General features: G+C 71.6%; 21 protein-coding genes, 2 pseudogenes and 1 riboswitch. Of the genes and pseudogenes, 12 read left to right on the top strand and 11 right to left on the bottom strand.

What is annotated here, in order from left to right:
- The first annotated feature begins 46 nt into the window (after positions 1-46).
- Positions 47-1078, top strand: coding sequence for a serine hydrolase domain-containing protein (locus AC0T5L_RS02950; RefSeq protein ID WP_476163771.1), 1032 nt, complete (start codon positions 47-49; stop codon positions 1076-1078).
- 24 nt (positions 1079-1102) lie between these two features.
- On the opposite strand, the gene otsB is transcribed toward AC0T5L_RS02950, so the two are convergent.
- Complete coding sequence (gene otsB / locus AC0T5L_RS02945) at positions 1103-1933, bottom strand: trehalose-phosphatase (protein ID WP_476163770.1); 831 nt, start codon at positions 1931-1933, stop codon at positions 1103-1105.
- Between the two features lie 287 nt (positions 1934-2220).
- On the bottom strand, positions 2221-2505 hold the full coding sequence (locus AC0T5L_RS02940; RefSeq protein WP_013155209.1) for a DUF3263 domain-containing protein: 285 nt from the start codon (positions 2503-2505) through the stop codon (positions 2221-2223).
- 228 nt (positions 2506-2733) lie between these two features.
- Between AC0T5L_RS02940 and AC0T5L_RS02935 the strand changes: the two genes are divergently transcribed.
- The gene (locus tag AC0T5L_RS02935) at positions 2734-3912 is read left to right on the top strand and encodes a S8 family serine peptidase (protein ID WP_476163769.1); all 1179 of its coding nucleotides are present in this window, start codon (positions 2734-2736) and stop codon (positions 3910-3912) included.
- A 258-nt stretch (positions 3913-4170) separates the two neighbouring features.
- On the top strand, positions 4171-4764 hold the full coding sequence (locus AC0T5L_RS02930) for a GrpB family protein (protein ID WP_476163768.1): 594 nt from the start codon (positions 4171-4173) through the stop codon (positions 4762-4764).
- Positions 4765-4843: 79 nt separating this feature from the next.
- Here AC0T5L_RS02930 and AC0T5L_RS02925 read toward each other — a convergent pair whose 3' ends face one another.
- The gene (locus AC0T5L_RS02925; protein WP_476163767.1) at positions 4844-6280 is read right to left on the bottom strand and encodes an alpha,alpha-trehalose-phosphate synthase (UDP-forming); all 1437 of its coding nucleotides are present in this window, start codon (positions 6278-6280) and stop codon (positions 4844-4846) included.
- A gap of 286 nt (positions 6281-6566) precedes the next feature.
- Positions 6567-6708: riboswitch (SAM riboswitch) on the top strand.
- 13 nt (positions 6709-6721) lie between these two features.
- On the opposite strand from AC0T5L_RS02925, the gene thrC reads away from it, so the two are divergent.
- From thrC to groL, 6 genes are all read left to right on the top strand, one after another.
- Positions 6722-7981, top strand: coding sequence for a threonine synthase (thrC, locus tag AC0T5L_RS02920; RefSeq protein ID WP_476163766.1), 1260 nt, complete (start codon positions 6722-6724; stop codon positions 7979-7981).
- Between the two features lie 196 nt (positions 7982-8177).
- Positions 8178-8456, top strand: coding sequence for a ubiquitin-like small modifier protein 1 (locus AC0T5L_RS02915; protein ID WP_476163765.1), 279 nt, complete (start codon positions 8178-8180; stop codon positions 8454-8456).
- 188 nt (positions 8457-8644) lie between these two features.
- Positions 8645-9232, top strand: a complete 588-nt coding sequence (locus tag AC0T5L_RS02910) for a PadR family transcriptional regulator (protein ID WP_476163764.1) — start codon at positions 8645-8647, stop codon at positions 9230-9232.
- 155 nt (positions 9233-9387) lie between these two features.
- On the top strand, positions 9388-10359 hold the full coding sequence (locus AC0T5L_RS02905) for an ATP-binding cassette domain-containing protein (protein WP_476163763.1): 972 nt from the start codon (positions 9388-9390) through the stop codon (positions 10357-10359).
- Between the two features lie 35 nt (positions 10360-10394).
- Positions 10395-11174: an ABC transporter permease gene (locus AC0T5L_RS02900; protein WP_476164084.1), complete on the top strand. Its 780-nt coding sequence runs from the start codon at positions 10395-10397 to the stop codon at positions 11172-11174.
- 352 nt (positions 11175-11526) lie between these two features.
- Positions 11527-13158, top strand: coding sequence for a chaperonin GroEL (groL, locus tag AC0T5L_RS02895; RefSeq protein ID WP_476163762.1), 1632 nt, complete (start codon positions 11527-11529; stop codon positions 13156-13158).
- Positions 13159-13328: 170 nt separating this feature from the next.
- Here the strand turns inward: groL and AC0T5L_RS02890 are convergent.
- The 3 genes and pseudogenes from AC0T5L_RS02890 to AC0T5L_RS02880 all read right to left on the bottom strand — a co-directional run bounded on the left by AC0T5L_RS02890 (position 13329) and on the right by AC0T5L_RS02880 (position 16214).
- Positions 13329-15153: pseudogene (locus AC0T5L_RS02890) on the bottom strand (ABC transporter ATP-binding protein).
- A pseudogene (locus AC0T5L_RS02885) lies at positions 15150-15755 on the bottom strand (ATP-binding cassette domain-containing protein); the annotation flags it as partial. The pseudogenes AC0T5L_RS02890 and AC0T5L_RS02885, both read right to left, overlap by 4 nt.
- A 36-nt stretch (positions 15756-15791) precedes the next feature.
- Positions 15792-16214 (bottom strand): NUDIX hydrolase, encoded by a 423-nt coding sequence (locus AC0T5L_RS02880; RefSeq protein WP_476163761.1) that lies wholly within the window; start codon positions 16212-16214, stop codon positions 15792-15794.
- Between the two features lie 183 nt (positions 16215-16397).
- On the opposite strand from AC0T5L_RS02880, the gene AC0T5L_RS02875 reads away from it, so the two are divergent.
- Entirely contained in the window at positions 16398-17720 is a 1323-nt protein-coding gene (locus AC0T5L_RS02875) for a glycoside hydrolase family 6 protein (RefSeq protein WP_476163760.1), read from the top strand.
- 234 nt (positions 17721-17954) lie between these two features.
- Entirely contained in the window at positions 17955-19028 is a 1074-nt protein-coding gene (locus AC0T5L_RS02870; protein ID WP_476163759.1) for a zeta toxin family protein, read from the top strand.
- 137 nt (positions 19029-19165) lie between these two features.
- Here the strand turns inward: AC0T5L_RS02870 and AC0T5L_RS02865 are convergent, their stop codons facing one another.
- Complete coding sequence (locus AC0T5L_RS02865; RefSeq protein WP_476163758.1) at positions 19166-20206, bottom strand: R2-like ligand-binding oxidase; 1041 nt, start codon at positions 20204-20206, stop codon at positions 19166-19168.
- Positions 20207-20461: 255 nt separating this feature from the next.
- On the opposite strand from AC0T5L_RS02865, the gene AC0T5L_RS02860 reads away from it, so the two are divergent.
- The gene (locus AC0T5L_RS02860) at positions 20462-20698 is read left to right on the top strand and encodes a hypothetical protein (protein ID WP_476163757.1); all 237 of its coding nucleotides are present in this window, start codon (positions 20462-20464) and stop codon (positions 20696-20698) included.
- Between the two features lie 100 nt (positions 20699-20798).
- On the opposite strand, the gene AC0T5L_RS02855 is transcribed toward AC0T5L_RS02860, so the two are convergent.
- The 4 genes from AC0T5L_RS02855 to AC0T5L_RS02840 all read right to left on the bottom strand — a co-directional run bounded on the left by AC0T5L_RS02855 (position 20799) and on the right by AC0T5L_RS02840 (position 24111).
- On the bottom strand, positions 20799-22445 hold the full coding sequence (locus AC0T5L_RS02855) for a DNA repair helicase XPB (protein ID WP_476164083.1): 1647 nt from the start codon (positions 22443-22445) through the stop codon (positions 20799-20801).
- Between the two features lie 129 nt (positions 22446-22574).
- The gene (locus AC0T5L_RS02850; protein ID WP_476163756.1) at positions 22575-23060 is read right to left on the bottom strand and encodes a hypothetical protein; all 486 of its coding nucleotides are present in this window, start codon (positions 23058-23060) and stop codon (positions 22575-22577) included.
- 54 nt (positions 23061-23114) lie between these two features.
- The gene (locus tag AC0T5L_RS02845) at positions 23115-23390 is read right to left on the bottom strand and encodes a hypothetical protein (RefSeq protein ID WP_476163755.1); all 276 of its coding nucleotides are present in this window, start codon (positions 23388-23390) and stop codon (positions 23115-23117) included.
- A 277-nt stretch (positions 23391-23667) separates the two neighbouring features.
- Entirely contained in the window at positions 23668-24111 is a 444-nt protein-coding gene (locus AC0T5L_RS02840; protein ID WP_476163754.1) for a CD225/dispanin family protein, read from the bottom strand.
- Positions 24112-24155: the final 44 nt, after the last annotated feature.

Raw genomic sequence — 24155 nt, 5'->3', positions numbered from 1 at the left:
CGGGTATCCGCCGAGGTGACGAAGACCATCCGGGGGGAGGCGTGTTGTGCGTGATGGTGACTGGCTCACGGAGACAGGGGCGCAGATTCGTGGCGTCCTGAAAGTGATGGTGGACGCCGGATGGCTGCCCGGTGGCACGGCCGTCGTCGGCACCGGCGGCATGTGGGAGTTCGTCGCGGTCGGCCATGTCGACGCGGAGAACGACACCGCTCCGGACGTGGCCTACGACGTGGCGAGTCTGACGAAGGTGATGGCGACCTGGCCGCTGGTCGGTCAGGCGGTCGCCGAGGGGATGATGGACCTGGACGCCCCGATGTCCGAATACCTGGATGTGGGGCACCTGCCCGGCGCCGGGGTGACCACCCGGCAGATCCTCACCCACACCAGCAGACTCAACCCGGTGACCTGGTTGGAGAGGTACGCGGGCACCGAGCAGCATCTGGCCGAGGCGATCCTCGCCGATCCGCTGGAGGAGCCCGGCTACCGCTACATCGATCGGGGGTTCATCCTGCTCGGGCTGCTCCTGGAGCGCCTCTACGGCACCGGACTGGACCGATTGGCCCACGACCTGTGGGAGGGGCTGGGCCTGCGGTCCACGACCTTCGGCCCGCTGGCGCGCTCACCCTGGGTCGCGCCCACCGAGCGCCGCCTCCCCGGTGCCGCCCCGGCCTGGGGGGTGGTGCACGACGAGGCGGCCGCGCTGATGGGCGGCGTGGCCGGACACGCCGGTGCGTTCACCACCGCCATCGACCTCGGCGCGTTCGCCCGGGAGATGCTGCGGTTGCACGACGGCGGGCGGGGGCCGGTGCCCTCCTCCTACGTGCGCATGAGCTGGCAGCCGTACGTGGACGCGTGCGCCCGGCTCTGGCGGGGCCTGGGTTGGCTGGTCACCCCGGAGGGGGTGGTCTACCACAACGGCTACACCGGGACGAGCCTGTTCATGCACCCCGAGAGCGGACGGTACGTGGGGGTGCTCACCAACGCCGTGCACTACGGGCGCGACCGGACCGGCCTGGTGGATCTGCGGTCGGCGGCGCGGTCCGCGCTCACGCCCCAGGCACACGAGTCCTCGTCCTGAACAGGAGGACCGGGGGAGCCGGTCTCATCCGCCGGAGGTGTCGCGGACCGCGTCCGCGAGCCGGTGCAGGAGGTCGGCCAGCCCGGCGGGGCCGGCGACGACCAGGTCGGCGGCCTCGGCCACGGCGGTGACCTCGTCGGAGGACGAGCACACGGTCAGGCCCTCGACGCCCTGGGCGCGCAGTGCCGTCACGGCGTTGAACGCGGGCAGGTCGCCCAGGTCGTCACCGGCGTAGAGCAGGGTGCGGGGGCTGGTCTCGGCGACGAGCGAGGTGAGCGCCGCGCCCTTGTCCACACCCTGTGGACGGAGTTCGACGACCATCCGCCCCGGCTCCACCTGCAACTCCGCCCTCCTGGCCAGTTCGCTCAGAGCCGGGGTGAGCAGGGTGAGGGCGCCGTCGGGGTCGGAGGTGCGACGGGTGTGCACCGCCAGGGACCGGCCCTTGTCCTCGATCCAGGTGCCCTCCGGCGCGTTCAGCCCGTCGAGCAGGCCGGGCAGTTCGTCCCGTACCAACTCCACCCCGGGCGGTGCGGGGGTGGCGACCACACGGCCGTCGGCCCAGCGCTCGGCACCGTAGTGGCCCAGCACGATGATGCCCGGAACCCGGTCCAGGCCACCCAGACGCACCGCCGTCCCGGCCGGGCGGCCGGTGACCACCGCCACCGACCCGACCAGTCCGGCCAGGCCGGCGAGCCCGTCCACGACCCCCGGATAGGGGGCGGACGTGCGCGGGTCGTCGACGATGGGTGCGAGTGTGCCGTCGAAGTCGAAGGCGGCCAGCGCCCGCTCGGGTGCGGCCAGGAAGGCGTCGAGCGCCGTGCGCCCGGCGTCCGTGCTGGGTTGGGGCAGGGACATGGAGGACCTTTCCGGTGGGGCCGCTGGTGCGGACCGGGCGGGACCGCCAGAATACCGACGTGCTCCCGCCCGGGAGGATCCTCTACCCACACCCGTGGCCCGTGTTTCACCGGACGGCCGTGCGGTGTTCTCCGCTTGGCCGACCACCGCCGACTGAGCCGGCGGATCGGCCCGGTCGGCTGGTCGGCCCGGGCGACACGCCGGTGGGAGCGGGGAATACGCGGATGACGGCGTCACCCGGCGGATGTTGGGTACTAATAGCCGGGAGGAGTGGAAAAGAGGGGGACTCAGAGCTGGATACCCAGCTGGCGTGCGTTGCGTTGGCGGCGGCGGTCGGCGCGCAGGCGGCGCAGGCGCTTGACGGTCATCGGGTCGAAGGCGAGCGCCTCGGGGCGCTCCACCAGCCCGTTCAACAGTTGGTAGTAGCGGGTCGCGGAGAATCCGAACTCGTCACGGATCGCCTGTTCCTTGGACCCCTCGAACTTCCACCACTGGCGTTCGAAGGCGAGGATGCGCTGTTCGCGTTCGGCGAGGGCCGACTGACCGTCCTCGGTCGGACCGATATTCGGCATGGGACACCCCCTGGGCGGGAAATTGGTTTGTCCGGATCGGCCCGACACATGCTAGCGACTCGACATGCCGGATGCGGAGCCGAAAGCGCAGGACTAGCACCAGGGATACAGTTACGTTTCCTACCCCTCAGGCCACTTGTCCACGCCTGGATCCTGGGCTCATGACAGAATCGCGGGGGTCCTGGGGGCCGCGTGGAACGTCGACCGCATAGTTCGAGGGAGCCTGACGTGCTCGGGGGCAACAGCCGCAACAGGACACAGACACGCCACGCCCGTGGAGGGACCGCCACGGCCTGTGCGGCCGTTACCACCGCCACCGCCCTACTCCTCGGCCCCTCGGCGGCTCCGGCCTCGGCCGACGGGATCCCCGACTTCCGGCCCGAGCAGTGGGGACTACAGTCCATCGCCGCCCAGGAGGTGTGGGGGGAGACCCGGGGCCAGGGCGTCACGATCGCGCTTCCCGGTGCCTCCGTCAACGAGGAGCACCCGGACCTGGTCGACAACGTCCGGCTGGACACGGAGTTCGGCGACAACAGCGGCGACATCGGGACGGGCAACGCCGTGGCCGCCCTGGCCGCGGCCCACGGACACGGCATGGACGCCGACGGCGGCGTACTCGGGGTGGCGCCCGACTCCACCCTGCTCGTACTGCCCACCGAGAACCAGTTGGCCAGCGCCGTGCGCTTCGCCGCGCGGGAGGGTGCCCAGGTCATCCTGCTGCCCGAGACCGGCGAGGGCACCGATCTGACCGGCGCCACCCAGGACGCGGTCGGCGACGGCGCTCTGGTCGTCGGCCCCGCGAAGGCCCAGGAAGACCCCAGCGTGCTCACCGTCGCTGGAACGGACGAGAACGGTGAGCTCGTCCCGGACTCGCCCGAGGCCGGGTCGATCGCGCTGACAGCCCCCGGCGCGGACCTGACGACCGCGGACGCGGGGCTGGGGCAGACCGAGGTGACCGGTGCCCCCTACGCCGCCGCCATGGCCGCCGGGGCCGCCGCCCTGCTGCGCTCCGACCACCCGCAGCTGCGCCCCGAGCAGATCCGCGAAGCCCTCGTCCAGGGAGCCCAACCCGGCCCCGGGGGCCTGCCGGCCCTGCACCTGCCCACCGCGCAAGGCAACGCGGTGGGCACGGTCGACGACCTCCCGCCCATCGAGGACCTGGCCGACGAGGGCGATCAGGCGGGGGCCGTGCCGATGTGGGCGTGGTTCGCCGCCGTCGGCGCCGTTCTGATCCTGGGCATCCTCCTGGTGGTCATGTGGGTGCGCCGCTCCACATCCGACCCCTACGGCGTGGAGGCCGAGCGCCGGGAGTCGGACGAGGAGATCGCCGCCGAGCGCGCCGCCGAGGCTCCGCCCGCCAACCGCCGGAAGAAGGGCGGGCGCCGCCGCAGAGTACGCGGCGGGTGAACCCGGCGGGTGAAGCCGGCCCCGCCCGGGCCGGGCCCGAGAGCACCGCCGCTTCGGGCACCCGAGCGAGCTGCCCGTCCTGGAGGGCTCCCCGGTCCTGGTGGCCTCGACCCCCGGCCGGCCCGTGACCGGACACGGTGCGTGGTCACCGCACGTCATGGGCGCCCGACGAACGGTGATGTTGCGAACGCACGTGCATATGTAAGGAACGGCGGACGGCCTTGACGCGGGCACACGAGGGAGGCAAGGCTTTGGAGAATGTCATCCCTCGAAGCGTCTTCCCTGCCCTCGCGAGGTGCGCCGCGGACCGGGGCCCCCGAGTTCCGCAACCTCATCGACGGACGCGTACACCTCTCCGAGTACGACGCCAAGTGGCCCTACCTCTTCGAGCGGGAGGCCGGGAAGGTCCGTGCCGCCCTCGGGGAGCGGGTCCTGCTCTTCGAGCACGTGGGCTCCACCTCGGTGCCCGGCCTCGTCGCCAAGCCCTGCGTCGACCTGCTGCTGGTGGTCGCGGACTCCTCGGACGAGCCCGCCTACCTGCCCGACCTCGAAGCCGCCGGGTACTCCCTGGCGCTCAGGGAGCCCGACTGGTACGAGCACCGGGTGTTCAAGGGCGCCGACGTCAACCTCAACCTGCACGTGTTCAGCGAGGGCTGCGAGGAGGCGGAGCGGATGTGCCGCTTCCGCGACCTCCTCGCCGCCGACGCTGACGCGCGCGAACGCTATACCGCGGTCAAACGGGAACTGGCCGAACGCACCTGGGACAGCATCCAGGACTACGCCGACGCCAAGTCCGGCATCGTGAAACAGCTCCTGGCCGAGGCGGACGGAGGGGGCACCACCACCGGTTGACCCACGCGGGGGCCGGTGCGCGTACCGTCCCCCGAGACAGGTGGGCGCCCCCCACCAGTGCGAGGACCCGGATCCGGGCTCAGCCCAGCGAGCGCAGCTGTTCCTGGAACCACCGCCGCGGTGGCAGCGCCACCGCGGCCTCCGCCAGGTGCCGCCTACGCACGCGCCGCTCCTCCTCCGGCATCGACAGCGCCTTGTGCAGCGCCTCCGCCGTCTCCACGGTGTCGTAGGGGTTGACCAGCAGCGCGTGCTCACCCAGCTCGTCCGCGGCACCCGCCTCACGCGAGAGCACCAGCACCGAGTCCCGCTCCGACAGGACCGGGCCCTCCTTGGCCACCAGGTTCATGCCGTCACGGATCGGGTTCACCAGCAGCACGTCGGCCATCTGGAACGTCGCCAGTGAACGCGGGTAGTCGTCGTTGACCTCCAGCACGAGCGGCGTCCACTCGGCGGTCGCGAACTCCGCGTTGATCTCCTTGGCGGTCCGCAGCACCGCGTCGGTGTACTCGCGGTACTCCGGCACGTCGCCCCGGCTCGGATAGGCGAACGCCAGGTGCGTCACCCGGCCCCGCCACTCCGGATGGGTGGTCAGCAGCTCCCGGTACGCCTCCAGGCCGCGCACGATGTTCTTGGACAGCTCCGTGCGGTCCACCCGCACGATGAGCCTGGTGTCGCCGACGACCTCCTTCAGGGTGCTTCGGCGCGCCGCCACGGCCGGGTCGGAGGCGCTCTCGCGCAGCCCCTCCCCGTCCGCGCCCAGGGCGTGCACGCCCACCTCGACCACCCGGCCGCCGTACTCCACGGTGCGGCGCTGGAAGTCCACGTCCGCGCGCAGGAGCTCCGCGCAGCAGCGCAGGAACGCCTCCGCCCACCGCGGGCTGAGGAAGCCCAGCCGGTCCGCGCCGAGCATGCCCTCCAACAGGTCGCGTGAGACCTGCTCGGGCAGCATCCGGAAGTACTCCGGGGGCGCCCACGGGGTGTGCGAGAAGTGCGCGATCCGCAGGTCGGGGCGGCGGGCGCGCAGGATGCGCGGCACCAGCGCCAGGTGGTAGTCCTGCACGGCCACGCGGGCGCCGTCGGCGGCACCGGCCACCAGTGCCTCGGCGAACGCGTTGTTGTAGGCGGTGTAGTCCTCCCACAGCCGCCGAAAGTGCGAGCCGAAGGACGGCTTGTTGGGGATGTCGTACAGCATGTGCTGCACGAACCACAGGGTCGAGTTGGCCACCCCGGTGTAGGCGCCCTCGAAGGTCTGCCGCGGCATGTCCAACATGTGGACCCGCATGCCGTCCAGGTCGTGGGAGCGGTCCAGTCGCGCCTCCGGTGCCTCCGCCGCGGCCCGCCGGTCGGCGTCCGACAACGCGGCGCACACCCAGATGCTGTCGATCTCGGTGGCCACCGACATCATCCCCGACACCAGTCCGCCTCCGCCGCGCCGGTGCTCCAGTGAGCCGTCGTCGGCGATCGAGAAGGACACGGGCCCCCTGTTGGAGGCGATGAGGATCTGTGCCTTGTCCACGTGGTCGTCCTCTCGAATGATGCGACTGGAGCCGGGCGGATCGCGCGCCAACGCGAGGGCGCACCCTATGTCTCGCCTGCCGACGACCGCCCCAAACCCGTTCCAGGCCAACGGGGGCGCACGTCACAAGCGCGAAACACCGCACGTGCGATCGGGGCGCCCTGACCGGTGCCGTCTCACCATGTGAGCCCGTTCGTGTTACGCGGATCACGAGGCATGGAAAACCGGCTGACGAGTCCGTTACAGTGACGGTGCGGATCACACGGGACCCGCCAAAACTTCATATTGCTCATCCAGAGGGGTGGAGGGACCGGCCCTGCGAAGCCCCGGCAACCATCCCAGCACGCGATGCTCGCGAACCCGCGAGGCGGCTGGGGCAGGTGCCAACTCCGGCCTGGGAACAAGGTGTTCGCCAGGGAAGATGAGGGGAGACGCCTCGCTATGGCGATTGCCGCCACCGAATCCACCGCCGTCCGCGCCTTCGGCCCCGGTACCGCGCTCTCCTGTCGAGAGTGCGGCGAGCGCTACGAGCTCACCCCCCGGTTCGCGTGCGAGTTCTGCTTCGGCCCCCTGGAGATCGCCTACGACTTCGGGGACGTGACCCGCGCCGACATCGAGAGCGGCCCCAACAGCATCTGGCGCTACCGCTCCCTGCTGCCCGTCCCGGCCGACGTCGCGGAGCTGCCCAACATGGCCCCCGGCCTGACCCCGCTGGTGCGGGCGGACCGCCTCGCCGCCGAACTGGGCCTCGACTCCCTCCACATCAAGGACGACTCCGGCAACCCCACGCACTCCTTCAAGGACCGCGTGGTCGCCATCGCCGTCGAGGCCGCGCGCACCTTCGGGTTCACCACCCTGTCCTGCTCCTCCACCGGCAACCTGGCCGGTGCGGTCGGCGCCGCCGCCGCGCGCGCCGGGTTCGAGTCCTGCGTGTTCATCCCCGCCGGGCTGGAGGAGGCCAAGGTGGTCATGGCCGCCGTCTACGGCGGCAAGGTCGTGGCCATCGACGGCAACTACGACGACGTCAACCGCTTCTGCTCCGAGCTCATCGGCGACTCGATCGGTGAGGACTGGGGCTTCGTCAACGTGAACCTGCGCCCCTACTACGGCGAGGGCTCCAAGACGCTGGCCTACGAGATCGCCGAGCAGCTCGGCTGGCGCCTGCCCGAGCAGATCGTCATCCCGATCGCGTCCGGCTCCCAGCTCACCAAGATCGACAAGGGCTTCAAGGAGCTCATCAAGCTCGGCCTGGTGGAGGACCGCCCCTACCGGATCTTCGGTGCCCAGGCCACGGGCTGCTCCCCGGTCGCACAGGCCTGGGACAAGGGCATCGACGTCATCCAGCCGGTCAAGCCCGACACCATCGCCAAGTCGCTGGCCATCGGCAACCCGGCCGACGGGCCGTACGTGCTGGACATCGCCCAGCGCACGGGCGGTTCGGTGGAGCACGTGGACGACGCCGAGATCGTCGACTCCATCAAGCTCCTCGCCCGCACCGAGGGCATCTTCGCCGAGACCGCGGGCGGCGTCACCACCGGTGTCCTGCGCAAGCTGGTCCGCGAGGGCAGGCTCGACCCCAAGGCCGAGACCGTCGTGCTCAACACCGGCGACGGGCTCAAGACCCTGAACGCCGTCGACGCCGGTGTGACCGCCACGATCAAGCCGTCCCTGAGCGCCTTCACCGACGCAGGCCTCGCCTAGGGCGTGTCCCCTCCGGGGCTCCGCAGTATCTCTTCGGGGCTCCGCTTCGCTTCACCCCGTGTCCGGGCGCCCGAAAGGCGGGAACCTTCGGATCCTCCGGTGTGACGGCTCGTTCCTCGCAGCCACACCTACGAATCCTCCAGAACCCCGCCGGCACCCGAACAGCCCACCGTCTACCACCAGAAGGAAGTCCGCCATGAGCGCCAGCGTCCGCGTGCCCACCATCCTGCGCACCTACACCGACGACGCCGCCGAGGTGACCGCCAAGGGCGGCACCCTCGCCGAGGTCCTCGACGACCTCGAGGCCAACCACCCCGGCATCCAGGCACGCATCCTCGACGACAACGGCAAGGTGCGCCGCTTCGTCAACGTCTACGTCGGCGACGAGGACGTGCGCTTCGACAAGGGCTTGCAGACCGAGGTCGCCGACGGCGCCCAGGTCTCCATCATCCCTGCGGTCGCCGGGGGCTGCTGACCCCGCCGACGGGCCTCGGGCGGGGACGGCTCCGGCCCCCGGAGGGGGCGCCGGGGGCCGCCCCCGCCCGTGAGCGCGGCGAGAGCCGCGCCGGGGGCGCCCGCGCGGCAGGGCACGTGTCCGCCGAACACGCCCCAGGACACCGCTCCTCATAGGCTGGGGATATTTGCGGTCGAGCGAGGGTGGAGATGTCGGCGACGCGGCTGTTGGTGCTGGGTGCGGTGCGCATGCACGGGCAGGCCCATGGGTACCGGGTTGGGCGTGAACTCCTGTCGTGGGGGGCCGGGGAGTGGGCCAACGTCAAGTGGGGCTCCCTCTACCACGCGCTGCGCAAGCTCTCCCGGGAGGGCAAGCTGCGGGAGTTCGTCGCCGAGGGTGACGACGTGGTCGACCGCACCTCCTACGAGATCACCGAGGACGGTGTGGCCGAGATCCACCGCCTCCTGCGCCGAGGCCTGACACGCAGGGACGATCCGGCGATGCTGTTCGCCGCGATCATCCTGATGACCTCGTTGCCGCGCGCCGAGGTCGTCGACCTGCTGCGCCAGCGGCTGGAGCTGCTGGAGGAGGTCGGCGGCGAACTCGCCCTCCCCGAGGAATGGGGCGAGCCCGAGCACGTGCGGGAGCTGTTCGGCCTGTGGAGGGGAACGGTCGGGGCCGACGTCCAGTGGACGCGTGAGCTCATCGTCTCCCTGAGAGCCGGGAAGTACACCATGGCCGACGAGAGCCCCGACGCCTTCGGCCTGCCGCCCCGCCCCGGAGCCGCCGCCGGCTGAGGGCCGACGGAACCGTCCGGGCCCGCTGGGCGCGGCGGGTGCGGCGGGTGCGGTCCGGGCGGTGGTACGAGCTCTTATTCAAATTTGAATAACCGGTTTCCGTCGTGCATACTCGCATACGCAGGGTGACCAATTTTGGACAGGGAGAGGGCTGGATGATCCACACGCGTGGACTGACTCGGAACTTCCGGGTCGGCAAAGAGGTCGTCGAGGCCGTCCGCGGCGTTGACATCGACATCGCCGAGGGCGAGCTCGTCGCCCTGCTCGGGCCCAACGGTGCGGGGAAGACCACCACGCTGCGCATGCTCACGACGCTGCTGGAGCCCACCTCGGGCACGGCCGTGGTCGCCGGGCACGACGTCCGGTCCGAGCCCGCGAAGGTGCGCCGGGGGATCGGATTCGTCGGTCAGGGACACGGTGCCGGGGACGACCAGCGGGCAGGGGAGGAGCTGTACACGCAGGGACTGCTGTACGGACTCGACCGGCGTACCGCGCGCCGCCGCTCGGCCGAGCTGATCGACCTGCTGGAGTTGGGCGCCGCCGCGGGGCGCGAGGTCACCAAGCTCTCCGGCGGCCAGCGCCGACGGCTCGACATCGCGATGGGGCTCATCCACGAACCCGGGCTCCTGTTCCTGGACGAGCCCTCCACCGGGCTCGACCCGCACAGTCGCGCCAACCTGTGGGAGCACATCACCGGTCTGCGCGAGCGGCTCGGGACCACGGTCGTGCTCACCACCCACTACCTGGACGAGGCCGACGACATGGCCGAGCGGGTCGTGGTCATCGACCACGGCGGGGTCATCGCCGACGGCACCGCCAGCGAACTCAAGGGCAGGGTCTCCGGGGACCTGGTCACCTTCACCGTGCCGGACGAGGAGCACGCGCGTACCGGTGCCGGGATCGCCGGGCGGATGTCGTCCGCCGGGGACGCGGAGGTCGTCACGGAGACGGGGCGCGACCCCGAGGTACGCCTGCGCGTGGAGCGCGGCGACGCGGTGCTGCCCGAGTTGTTGCGCGAGCTGGACGCGTCCGGGGTCCCCCTGCTCACGGTCCGGGTGCAGCGGCCCACCCTGGACGACGTGTTCCTGACCCTGACCGGCCGCAGCCTGCGGGAGGAGAAGGCGTGAGCGTGCGCGAGAGGACAGAGGAGGCGGAAGGGTCCGTGGAGGGGGAGGGCCGGGCCGGACGGGGGTCGGGCCCGCTGCGCGACACCGCGACCGTCTTCGCCCGACAGATGCGTCCGCTCCTGCACCGGCCGCTGATGCTGTGCTTCGGGATGCTGCAGCCGGTGCTGTACCTGGTGCTGTTCGCGCCCCTGCTGACGGGGCTGACCGGCGCCGAGGGAGAGAATCCGTGGCAGTGGTTCGTCCCCGGCCTACTGGTCATGCTGGCCCTGTTCACGGCCGGGTTCTCCGGTTTCGGACTGCTGCCGGAGATGGCCTCCGGAGCGCACGAGCGACTGCTGGCCACCCCGGTGAGCCGGGTGTCGCTGCTGCTCGGCCGTGTGCTGCGGGACGTGGCGACCCTGCTGGCGCAGATGGTGCTCATCATCGTGCTCGTGGTCCCGTTCGGGCTCCGCGTCTCCGTGGCGGGCGCGGTCGTGGGGCTGCTTCTGCTCGCGGTCCTGGGGGCCGGCCTGGCCACGCTGTCGTACCTGACGGCCATGGCGGTCAAACACGCGCACGTGTTCGCGCCGGTGCTGCAAACGGTGATCATGCCGCTGATGCTGCTGTCCGGCGTGCTGCTGCCGATGGAGCTGGCGCCGTCGTGGCTGTACGCGCTCTCGCGTGCCAACCCGGTGGCGTACGTGGTGGACGCCGAACGGGCGCTGTTCGCCGGTGACTGGGGCGCGTCGGTCGGGATCGGCTGGGGCGTGGCGGTCGTGCTGGCCGCCGCGGCGCTGGCGGTGGGCTCGCGGGCGATGCGCCGTCTCAGCTCCTGACTCGGCGGGGCGCGGCGCGGCGCGGACCGCCGTCGGGAGCCCGGCGGTCCCGCGCCGGATCCTTCACGGAGCTGTCCGCTGAGCGCGGAAAACCTGCGTTCTATGTGGTGTCATCGCAGGTAAGTACTGGGTTGTGGCCGAGAGAAATCGTGACCACATCGTTTGCACTCTCAGTGGGCGAGTGCTAAAACTGGTTCTGGTTAGCACTCGCCTTCACTGAGTGCTAATCGGAGCGAGGCTGCGAGACCGCGGTACCCGTCAGCAGGGTTGTCGGGAGTTCCACGGTCGTCCGTCGCGGGCGCATGCCTCGTCCCATCGCGTATCAGCCCGGTTACGGGAGGACAAGAACTCAATGGCATCCAAACTGATCGCGTTCGACGAGGAGGCCCGTCGCGGCCTTGAGCGCGGCATGAACCAGCTCGCCGACGCCGTCAAGGTCACGCTCGGCCCCAAGGGCCGCAACGTCGTTCTGGAGAAGAAGTGGGGCGCCCCCACCATCACCAACGACGGTGTCTCCATCGCCAAGGAGATCGAGCTCGAGGACCCCTGGGAGAAGATCGGGGCCGAGCTGGTCAAGGAGGTCGCCAAGAAGACCGACGACGTCGCGGGTGACGGCACCACCACCGCCACCGTGCTCGCCCAGGCGCTCGTCCGCGAGGGTCTGCGCAACGTCGCCGCCGGGGCCAACCCGGTCGGTCTCAAGCGCGGCATCGAGACCGCCGTGGCTCGCATCAACGAGGAGCTCGGCAACATCTCCCAGGACATCGAGACGAAGGAGCAGATCGCCTCCACCGCCTCGATCTCCGCCGGCGACGCCCAGATCGGCGAGACCATCGCCGAGGCCATGGACAAGGTCGGCAAGGAAGGCGTCATCACCGTCGAGGAGGGCCAGACCTTCGGGCTGGAGCTCGAGCTCGCCGAGGGTATGCGCTTCGACAAGGGCTACATCTCGCCCTACTTCGCCACCGACCTCGAGCGCATGGAGACGGTCCTCGAGGACCCCTACATCCTCATCGTCAACTCCAAGATCTCGAACAACAACGAGTTCCTGCCGGTCGTCGAGAAGGTCCTCCAGGCCGGCCGTCCGCTGATGGTCATCGCCGAGGACCTGGAGGGCGGCGCCCTCCAGACGCTGGTCGTCAACAAGATCCGCGGCACCTTCAAGTCCGTCGCCGTCAAGGCTCCGGGCTTCGGTGACCGCCGCAAGGCCCAGCTCGGCGACATCGCCGTGCTGACCGGCGGCCAGGTCATCACCGAGGAGGTCGGCCTCAAGCTGGAGAGCACCGAGCTGGACATGCTCGGCCGCGCCCGCAAGGTCGTCGTCACCAAGGACGAGACCACCATCGTGGACGGTTCCGGTGACGCCACCTCGATCGCCGGCCGCGTGAACGAGATCCGCAACGAGATCGAGCGCACCGACTCCGACTACGACCGCGAGAAGCTCCAGGAGCGCCTGGCGCGCCTGGCCGGCGGCGTGGCCGTCATCAAGGCCGGTGCCGCGACCGAGGTGGAGCTCAAGGAGCGCAAGCACCGCATCGAGGACGCCGTCCGCAACGCCAAGGCCGCGGTCGAGGAGGGCATCCTGCCCGGTGGCGGTGTCGCGCTGCTCCAGGCCAGTGTCCCGGCGTTCGAGAAGCTGGAGACGGAGGGCGACGAGGCCATCGGCGCCGACATCGTCCGTCGCGCCATCGCCGAGCCGCTCAAGCAGATCGCGGTCAACGCCGGCCTTGAGGGCGGCGTCGTGGCGGAGAGGGTCAAGAACCTGGAGCCCGGGTTCGGCCTGAACGCCGCCACCGGCGAGTACACCGACCTGTTCAAGGACGGCGTCATCGACCCGACCAAGGTCACCCGCTCCGCTCTGCAGAACGCGGCTTCCATCGCTGGTCTGTTCCTGACCACCGAGGCCGTCATCGCCGAGAAGCCGGAGAAGGCCGCCGCTCCCGCCGGCGACCCGACCGGTGGCATGGGCGGCATGGACTTCTAGCAGGTCCGTGCGGCCTCGGGCCCTCGGGCCCGCAGGTGTTCGAGGTCCGGATACGCGACCTCGCCCGCGACGACCGGGCGGCTCCTCGGAGCCGCCCGGTTCAGCTGTTTCCGGGCCCTGGCCAGTGGCCCGCCGGCCGTTCGCGGTGACGCGCCCGGCCCTCGCGCGTGTCAGTCCTGGCCGTGCCAGGCGCGCCACAGGCCGGCGTAGGAGCCTCCGTGGGCGAGCAGTGCGTCGTGGTCGCCCAGTTCGCTGATCCGGCCGTCCTCCACCACCGCGATCCGGTCCGCGTCGTGCGCGGTGTGCAGCCGGTGTGCGATGGCCACCACCGTGCGGCCCGACAGCACCCCGGCCAGGGATCGCTCCAGATGGCGGGCCGAGCGCGGGTCCATCAGGGAGGTGGCCTCGTCCAGGACCAGCACGTCGGGATCGGCCAGCACCACGCGGGCCAGGGCGAGCTGCTGTACGTGGGCCGGGTCCAGCGGGACGTTGCCCGATCCCACCCTGGTGTCCAGCCCGTCCGGCAGCGAACGCACCCAGACGTCCGCGTCCACCGCGGCCAGCGCCTCCCACAGGGGTTCCCGGCCCACTTCCCCCGCGTCCTCGGGCAGGTCCAGCGCCAGCGCCAGGTTCTCCGCGATCGTGCCATGGAACATGTGGCTCTCCTGGCTGAGCATGGCCGCCCGTCCGCGCCGTTCCCCCGGGGGACAGACCGGTCATGGACACCCCGCTGACACGGACGCCTCCCGACGTTGGCGGGTGCACGCCCGCTATCAGCTTGCCCAGGGTCGACTTGCCCGCGCCGCTCGGCCCCACCACGGCCAGGCGCTCCCCGGGCTCGAGCAGGAGGCCCACACCGTGCAGCACCTCCTCGTCGGTGTAGCCGAACCGCACGTCGTCCAGGCGGACCTCGCCTGACCTCCCGGAAGAGGGCGTGTCCGCCTCCGAGGGGTCCTCCCCGGCCAACTCCACGCCCAGCAGCCTGCGCATGCTGGTGAAGCCCATCATCAGGCTGTCCACCTGCTCCAGCAGCTGATCCACCGGCTCTCCCATCTGCCTGCTGAGGAAGACCGCCGTGGCGATCCCGCCCACGGTCAGGGAGCCGTTCGCGTGCAGAAGGCCCGCCGCCAGGCAGGTCAGGGCGACCGGGAACAGGTATCCGAACTCCAGCGGCGGGTACCAGAGGCACCGCAGCCACAGTGTGTACCTCTCCGCCAGGTAGGCACGGCTCACCCGTTGGTCGTTGAGCGCGATCCGTCGGCTCTGCCGTCCCAGCGCCTCGATCGTGTGCGCGCCCTCCACCGTGTCGGTCACGCTCTGCGTCAGCTCCGAGTAGGTGCCCAGCTCACGCACGTACCCGTCCGGCGCCCTCCTGGCGTACCAGCGCGTCGACACCCACAGCAGGAACACCGAGGGCACCCACGCCAGGAGCAGCGCGGGGTGCAGAACGGACAGCGCCGTGACGATGACCACCAGGGTCACCACGCTCACCGCCAGCACCGGCACCGAGACGCGCACGGTGTGGCTCAGATGGCCGATGTCGCGGCTGGTGCGCGCGACCAGGTCACCCGTCCCGGCACGCTCCACCACGCCCAGCGGCAGCCGGAGCACCGCGCGCACGAACTCCTCCCGCAGCTGCGCGAGCAGGGTCTCACCGAAGCGGACCGAGGCCGCCACCGACACCAGTGTGAACCCGGCGTGCAGCACCAGCGACACGACGATCAGCACCGCCAGCAGGTCCACACGCGAGGAGGCCCCCCGCGCGCGCACGGTGTCGATGACGGTGCCGAGGATCCACGGCGCGGCCAGCGCGCTGAGTGCCGCCAGCCCGTACAGCCCCACCACGGCGGCGAGCAGGTGTCCGTGCTCCCGTCCGGCGCGGCGCAGCCGCCTCCACACCTCGGGGCCCGAGGCGACCGGCAGCCCCGCCGCGTGGTGTTCCCGCGGCGCCTCGGACAGGCCGGGGGTCTCGGGGCGGTCAGAGGTCTGGGTCACGGCGTCCCCTCCACGGGTGCTGTGCGCAGGACGGTGGCGGCGTAGCGGGGAAAGGCGGCCAGGAGCTCCCGGTGCGTGCCCTCGGCGGCGAGGCGGCCCCCGTCGACGAACTGCACGCGGTCAGCGTGGTCGAGCAGCAGGGGGCTGGTGGTGACCAGCCCGGTCGTGCGCTCCGCGCGTTCGGAGGGCAGCCGCGCGGCGATGGCGGCCTCGGAGTGGGCGTCCACGGCGGAGGCGGGTTCCACGAGCAGCAGGATCTCCGGGTCCAGGGCCAGGGCGCGGGCCAGCCGCAGGCGCTGTTGCTGGCCGCCGGAGTACTCGCGTCCGCGCTCGGTGAGCAGCGCGTCCAGGCCGGCGGCGGACTGGCGCACCACGTCGTCGGCGTGCGCGGTGCGCACGACCTCGGCGAGGCGCTCGTCGGAGACGCCGAGGTCCGGGGACAGTTCGTCGCGCAGCGTCCCGGAGAACAGGTGCGCGTCGTTGGTCGCCACCAGGACGCGGCGGCGCACCCTCGCGCGGGGCAGGTCGCGCAGGCGCACGGTCCGGCCCGTGGGGCCGTCGACGAGTACCGCGTCCATGCCCTCCACGTCCCGGCACCGCCCCCGGGCCGAGTCAGCGCACGGGGCGTTCCGGGGCCGTCAGCGGATGGTGCCCTCGGCGTGCAGCAGCTCGATGAGGCGGCGCACGGCCGGGGCGCAGCGCTCCCGGCCGGCGAAACCGACCCACGCCAGGTCGGCGATCTCGTTGTCCACCGAGATCTCACCGTCGTGCTCGGCGGTGTGGCACGACAGCCGCACCCGTGTGCCCGGGGCCTGTGCGTGGGCCGCCTCCTCGATCACCACGATCCGCCGAAACGTGCCCGGCCGCAGGCGCACGCTGACCTCCTCCCGGGCCTCCCGGGTCACAGCGGCCTCGTCGCTCTCCCCGGGTTCACGCTTGCCCCCTGGAAGGTAGAACAGGTCGACCCCCTCGGTGCGGACGCACAGCAGGCGCCCCTCGCGTACATGGACCCAGGCCAGGGCGTCGATGACGGCGGGAGGGGAGGACGGGGTGAGCGACATGGGATCACCCTATGCCAGAGCGGGGGGCACCTCCGGAAAAAGCAGCCCGTTACCCCCCTGGGACTGAAGGACCCCACAGGGTAGTCTGACGGCGCTTGGGAGCGCTCCCACACATTGGGGGCCGCCAAACCCGCGGGGGATACGGGGATCACGACGGGGACCGACTCAACGAAGGAAAGGCTCATGTCCCGCACACGCACAGCCATCGGAGCCGCAATAGGCTCCATCTCGGCACTGGCCACGGGAGCGGCGCTGCTCAGCATGTCGCCCGTCTCGGCCAAAGCGTCCGAGTTCTACGTCAACCCCGACACATCGGCGGCCGCCTGGGTCCAGGAGAACCCCGGCGACCCCCGGGCCGACGTCATCCGTGACCGCATCGCCTCGGTCGCACAGGCCACCTGGTTCACCCAGTACAACCCCGGCGAGATCCGCGACGACGTGGACGCGGTGGTCAGCGCCGCCGACGCCCAGGGCCAGATCCCCATCCTCGTGGTCTACAACATCCCCGGGCGCGACTGCGGAAACCACAGCGACGGCGGGGCGCCCAGCCACGACGCCTACCGCTCCTGGGCGGACGAGCTGGCGTCCGGGCTGGAGGGCCGCCCCGCCACCATCGTCCTGGAGCCCGACGCCCTGCCGCTGGTGAGCGGTTGCAGCGACCCGGCCGAACTCCTGGACTCGATGGCCCACGCGGGCAAGGCGCTCATGGCGGGCTCCTCCGAGGCGCGGGTGTACTTCGACATCGGGCACTCGGCCTGGCTGGACCCCCAGGAGGCCGCCGACCTGCTCAACGGCGCGGACATCGCCAACAGCGCCCACGGGGTGGCCACCAACACCTCCAACTACAACTGGACCGATGACGAGGTCGCCTTCGCCGAGGCCGTCATCAGCGCGACCGGCGTCTCCGGGCTCGGGGCCGTCGTCGACACCAGTCGCAACGGCAACGGGCCCGACCCCGAGGGCGAGTGGTGCGACCCGCCCGGGCGGATGATCGGCCGTCCCAGTACCACCAGCACCGGCAACCCGCTGGTCGACGCCTTCATCTGGACCAAGCTGCCGGGTGAGGCCGACGGCTGCATCGCACCCGCCGGACAGTTCGTGCCGCAGGCCGCCTACGACATGGCGGTGAACGCCCCCGAGCCCCCGGACGAGCCCACCGACCCGGGCGGGGATCCGACCGACCCCGGCGAGGAGCCCACCGATCCCTCCGGCGACTGCACGGCCGAGTACAGGGTCGACAGCGACTGGGAGAACGGCTTCCAGGCGACGGTGACGGTCACCGCCGACTCCGCCCTCACCGGTTGGACCGTGACGTGGACCTACACCGACGGCCAGCGGTTCAGCCAGGGATGGAACGCCGACATCTCCGCGAGCGGGGCGCAGGTCACCGCGACCGACCTGGGGTGGAACGGCGCCCTCAACGCCGGCGGCAGCACCGATTTCGGGCTCACCGGAACCCACGGCGGCACCAACGGAGTGCCGGACGTGACGTGCTCCGCGGCCTGACGGTCCCGGACGCGTAGCGGGGCGGGACGGTCTCCGTCCCGCCCCGCTTCCCCCACCCCTCACCTCCCCCTCCGCCCCATCCCTTCCTGGCCGCCTCCGGCCATCGCCGCGGAACCCCGCACCTTCGGCGGATCGACGCACTAGCATCCCCGGTGTCAGCGGCGGTGACCAGCCGGCCCCGGCCCCTTCCGAGGCCGGACCGGCCGCTTCGAAGTCTGGGAAGGGTTGGACAGCATGGCGGTTCCACACACGGCGGAGCGGTCCCCCAGGCCACTCCTGGCGGACAGTTCCTGCGGCGGCGTCCCACCGCAGACCAGGGCCCAGCGGGAGGCCCGTGAGCAGGCCTACAACCTGTACAGCGCCGCCGTCGGGGCCTGCCTGAGCCGGGCCGACGCACGTCCCGGGCTCAGGGAACGCGCCGCCGAGCTCCTCGCCGAGGAGGCCCGGCTGCCCTTCCTCACCTCCGACGAGACCGACCGGGTCAACCGCGAGCTGCCCGGCGTGGTCACCGACCTGCGGTCGACCCCTGTGCGCGTCCGTGACGGCGCCACACCGGGGGACCCGCGCAGGGTCCTGTCGGAGGCGGAACTGGCCGCCCTGTTCGACGTCGCGCTCCGCGAGCGGCTCACCGGCGCGGCCCGTGAGCGGCCCCGGCTCCTGCTTCTCGGCGGCCAGCCCGGCTCGGGCAAATCCACGGTGCAGCGCCTCCTTCCGCCCGTCCTGCCCGAGGGCACCGTCAGTTACGACGGCGACGACCTGCTGCGCCTGGCGCCCGACTACGAGTGGGCGATGGCCGCCGACGACCGCGTCGCGTCCTCCTCCCTGGCCCGGCAGGTCGGCGGACTGCACGGACTCGCCATGGAGCACCTGCGCGCGGGCCGCGTGGACGTGGTGTGCAGCCACCCCCTCGGCCGCGCCGACTGGGCGGCGTCCTGGGTGGAGGGGTTCAGTGACGCCGGGTACCGGGTGGAGGTCGCCCTCGTGGCCACCCACGCCTCCAACAGCCGGTTCGCCATCGCCGACCGTCACGCGCGGGCCCGTGCTCACCAGGGTTTCGGCAGATGGATATCCGAGCTCCACCACGACCGTTTCTACCTGGGAGTGCCCAACACGGTGGAGTTCCTGGAGACCCACCGGATGGTGGACTCGCTCTACGTACTCTCCCGGGACGGCGAGGTGCTCTACGCCAACCACCAGGAGGACGGCGACTGGAGGACCGAGCCGTTCGGCCGGATCGCCCTGGAGGCCGAGCAGGGGCGCCGTGAACTGTGGCACGGGGGCGAACCCGTGCCGTACGGCACGGGGTGAGGGCTTCGGGGCGCTGCCCGAGGACCGGTGGCCGCGGCCGGCCGGTCACCGCCCCGACCGGCCCCTTCGCCGGACCCCGTACGGCTCCCCGCCCCTCCCGGCGGGCCTGGGGCGGCCGCCGCCGCGCGCCTCGACCGTCAGTCCCGGGCGACCGCCTCGCGCATGGCCTCCCGGTCCTCCTCGCCGAACCTCTCCTCCAGGTCCTCGGGGGCGGCGTCCAGGTCGATCCGGGACACGGGCACTCCGCGCGCGGACTCGATCGCGCCCAGGCGCCGCAGCGCCCGGTCGCCCGCGTACCTGACCAGTTCGCCGGGAGGCAGCTCGTAGCGCTGCGTGTCGGGGTCGTCCGACGGCTCCTCGCCGCGCTCGACCGTGGACATCACGTGCGGCAGCAGCTCGTCCAGGCGTTCGCGCACCGTGTCCCAGTTGGCGTCGTCGGCCGCGACGTGGCGTCGGCACGTGAAGGTTCCCCACGCCATGTGGCGACGCTCGTCGTCACCGATCCGCCGCACGATCCGCCGCATGCCCGGAAAGATGTTCCGCACCGTGCACACGTGGTTCCACGCGTAGTACCCGGTCAGCGCCAGCGACCCCTCGATGACGTGGTTGTAGGTCACCGAGGCGCGCACCTGGTTCTGGGGGCTCGGGTCCTCCAGCAGGCTCTCCAGCGACCGGGGCAGCTCCTCGTGGAACAGCGCGCGGTAGCCCGGGTTGGCGTCGACGTATCCGTGCAGGTCCTCGCGGACCCCGACCGCGTCCAGCCACAGACGGAACGCCTGGACGTGCTTGGCCTCCTCGAACGCGAACTGGGCCAGGTACATCTCGTCACCCAGCCGGCCCTCTGCGGCCATCGCCCGGATGAAGGGCTGGATGTCCTCGGTGACCGCCTCCTCGCCCGCCACGAAGAACGCGCACAGCCGCAGGACGCGCTCGCGGGCCCCCTCGCCCAGCCCCTTCCAGTCCTCCACGTCCTGGTCCAGGTCGATGTCCGCCGGGTCCCAGAACTTGGCGTTGCCCTTGGCGAAGAGCCTGAGGGGCAGGGACTCCCAGTTCAGGCCACCGTCCCGGAGGGAGTGGAAACCGGCGCGCCGACCGTCGGGGGCCGGCGCGGGGGAGCTGTCGGCGGGGGAGTCCGAGGCGTCGGGGGCGGGGGACTCGGGGGCGGGGGAGCCGGGCATGGGAGGACCTCCTGAGAAGCTGGTGTGCCCTCATGATTGGACACGGAAGGTCCTCGTGTAAAGGGCGGCCGCGTTGTCCGCCACCAGAAAACCGAACTCGGTTCTACCGGAATGGGGTACGGCTGCCGTGGCCGGGGCGGACCGGTCGGGACCGGGGCGGCCAAGCCGGGGTCCGGCCGGTGCCGCTGGCGATCCGCCTCCGCCGAAACGGTACGGTCAGGGAGTACCGCCCGCACCGAACGATCGGGGGACGACGTGTTCTGTGGTGATCCCGGAACTTCCGGCTACACCGCGTGCGCCGCCCAGACCCAGCTCTTCGCGCTGGCCTCCGCCATCCCCGCGCTGCTCGGCCTGGCGCTCCTCGTGGCCGCCTTCACCGCGCCGTCCGTCCGGGGCGACCGGTTCCTGCGCACCCTCACCCTCAGCTACTCCCTGGTGGCCTGGGCGATCGCGGCGGGCACCTACGTCATGGGCGGTCTGCCCTCCGTCTGACGGAAGGGGCGGGGCGCCGGCCGCGCCCCCGTCCTCCCCGCTCGGGGCGGCCGCCACCGGGCGGTGGCGGGCGACCGCCCTCCGGCCGCGCCGGAACCGCTCAGATCTCCTCGCCCGACAGCAGGTCCGCGGCGTCGGTGATCCGGTAGGCGTAGCCCTGCTCGGCCAGGAACCGCTGCCGGTGCGCGGCGTAGTCCTGGTCGAGGGTGTCCCGGGCCACCACGGCGTAGAAGCGGGCGGCGCGGCCGTCGGTCTTGGGGCGCAGCACCCGGCCCAGCCGCTGAGCCTCCTCCTGTCGGGACCCGAAGGAGCCCGACACCTGCACCGCGACACCGGCCTCGGGAAGGTCGATGGAGAAGTTCGCGACCCTGGACACCACCAGTGTCCGCAGTTCACCGGAGCGGAAGGCGTCGAAGAGCCGCTCGCGCTCCTTGTTGCGGGTCTCGCCCTTGATCACGGGTGCGCCCAGCGATTCTCCCAGATCATCCAGCTGGTCGATGTAGGAGCCGATCACCAGCACCTGCTCCTCGGGGTGGCGCTCCACGATCTCCCGGATCACGGAGGTCTTGGTCTCGGAGGAGGCGCAGAACCGGTAGCGGTCCTCCGGCTCGGCGGTCGCGTACGCCAGCCGTTCGGAGTGTGACAGGTCCACCCGGACCTCCACGCAGTCCGCGGGCGCGATCCACCCCTGGTTCTCCATGTCCTTCCACGGGGCGTCGTAGCGCTTGGGGCCGATCAGCGAGAACACGTCGCCCTCGCGGCCGTCCTCGCGCACCAGGGTCGCGGTCAGGCCCAGGCGGCGCCGCGCCTGGAGGCCGGCGGTCATCCGGAAGATCGGCGCGGGCAGCAGGTGCACCTCGTCGTAGATCACGAGCCCCCAGTCACGGGCGTCGAACAGCTCCAGGTGCGTGTACGCGCCCTTACGCTTGGCCGCCATCACCTGGTACGTCGCGATCGTGACCGGGCGGATCTCCTTGCGGGTGCCCGAGTACTCGCCGATCTCGTCCTCCGTCAGCGAGGTGCGCCGCAGCAGCTCCGTCTTCCACTGGTGCACCGACAAGGTGTTGGTCACCAGGATGAGCGTGGTCGCGCCGGTCAGGGCCATCGCCGCCGCGCCGACCACGGTCTTGCCCGCGCCGCACGGCAGCACCACCACACCGGATCCGCCCGCGTGGAAGCCCTCCGCGGCCTCCCTCTGGTAGCCGCGCAGTTCCCAGTCGTCCTGGCTCAGCTCGATCCGGTGCGCCTCGCCGTCCACGTACCCGGCCAGGTCCTCGGCGGGCCAGCCGATCTTCAGCAGCGCCTGCTTGAGGTTGCCGCGCTCGCTCGGGTGCACGGCGACCGAGTCCTCGTCCAGCCGATCGCCCAGCATCCCCTTGAGCTTCCTGGCACGTACGACCTCCTCCAGCACGGCCCGGTCCGAGGACTCCAGGACCAGCCCGTGCACCGGGTCGCCGACGATCCGGAGCCGTCCGTAGCGGTCCATCGTCTCGGCGATGTCCACCAGCAGCGAGTGCGGCACCGGGAACTTGGAGAAGCGGACCAGCGCGTCCACGACCTGCTCGGCGTCGTGCCCGGCGGCACGGGAGTTCCACAGCGCGAGCGGCGTGATCCGGTAGGTGTGCATGTGTTCGGGTGCGCGCTCCAGCTCCGCGAAGGGCGCGATGGCCTGGCGGCACTCGCCGGCGAGCTCGTGGTCGACTTCGAGCAGGAGCGTCTTGTCGGACTGGACGATCAGGCAGGACACACGGACCTTCAATCTCATGGGACGGGGGCGGCCTCAGGTGCAACGCATGTGGGCCCCCGATCATGCCCGGAGACCGCGGCCCCGTGACGGACGCCGTCGTCGTCGGCTGCCACCCGGGCGGCCGGCGGTTCAGGCCCCGGAGGAGAGCATGGAGACCACGAGGAACGTGACGAGGACGAGCAGTAGGCCCAGGACGACGCCGTTGGCGATCCAGGCGTTGCGGGTGTAGCGCCGGGCCTTCTCGTGGTCGGTCCTCTCCGAGATCGCCAGCGCGGAGAAGACGGTTCCGACGATGCCCAGGACACCGCAGCACGTCATGACCATGACGACGGACAGCGACAGGGCCACGATCGCGCTGGTCCGGTTCGGAGGCTCCCCCTGCGGGAGGAAGCCCGGGTGGGGAGCCGCCGGGTGGGGGAGGCCGGGGTAGGGGGCCGGGGGATACTGCGCCATGCCGTAGCCGGTCCCGGCCTGGGGGGCGGGGGCGCCGCCGGTCGGTGCGGGCCAGCCGGCCGGGTCCTCGTAGGCGCTGTGCGCGCCGTATCCGCCGTACTGACCGTGGCTGTCGCGGGGGTCACCGCCGGGAGGGGGCCCGGACGGCCAGTTCTCGCTCAATGTCGTGTTTCTCCGTGTTCGGGTGCCTGGGGCACCGGGGGTGTGGGAACCGGGTCAGTGGGTCAGGAGGAGCATCATCATGAACAGGACCGCGACCGGGATCGTGAACAGCACGAACAGGGCGGCGTAGGCGAAGGTGCACGCCCAGGTGTACCGGATGTACCGCTCCACCTCGACCGGGTCGGGGAGCTTGGTCAGCGTCGCGATCCCGAAGCCGATGCCGGGGACGTTCACCACCAGCAGGAAGAACCAGAAGCCCAGGTACATCATCAGGACCGGCCCCGCCACGCTCAGGACCGCCACCACCAGTGCCGCCGCGGCGCCGCCCACACGGGCGGGAGGGGCGGACGGAGGAGGCGTCCCCAGGGGATACGACGGGTCGGCCGGAGGGGTCGCGGACAGCCCGGGCGGCCCCGTCGGCGACCCGCCTCCGGGTGACGCAGGCCCGAGGGGGGAGCCGTGCCCCTTCTCCCAGAAGGACCTCGGATCGCCCCTGCCGCTCATCACCGCTCGTGCCGCCTCCCCGCCGTCGCGCACCGGCGCATAACGTTCCCACCCCGTTCAGACGCGCTGCCCAAGGGGTCGGTTCGCCAAACCCGGCCAGTAGTCAGTAGTTGGTGACCGGGACGATCCCCTCGATCCACGACCCCGCCTGGGTGAACAGCACGAACGTCAACACCAGCATCACGAAGAGCATCACCCCCGCCGCACCCAGGCAGTACCAGGAGTAGCGGGTGAGGGTCTCGGCCTGGTCGGGGCGCCCCCGGTCGCGCGCGTGCGCGGCGCGCACCGCGAACACGATCCCGGCGATGCCGAACAGCCAGTTCGCGCAGCACACGAAGGTCAGGCCGTGCAGGATCAGGGCCATCGTGGAGCTGTTGGCCCCACCCGACACCTGACGCTTCCCGCGGTCGTCCCCACGGTCGCTCCCGTGGTCCTCGTCGCGGCCGCGCTCGGGATCCCGGGTCCTCCCGTTCCCGCTCCCGCGGTCGTCGTCACGTCCGTGGTCACGGGGGGACGATGCCCCGGGGGGCAGCGATGCGTTGCTCATGGGGTTCTCTCGCTGTCGGTGGGCGACCAACTCGCCTCCACCTT

This window comes from Nocardiopsis sp. TRM 82005 (assembly GCF_056312425.1).
This window is presented reverse-complemented; position numbering and strand designations above follow the sequence as displayed.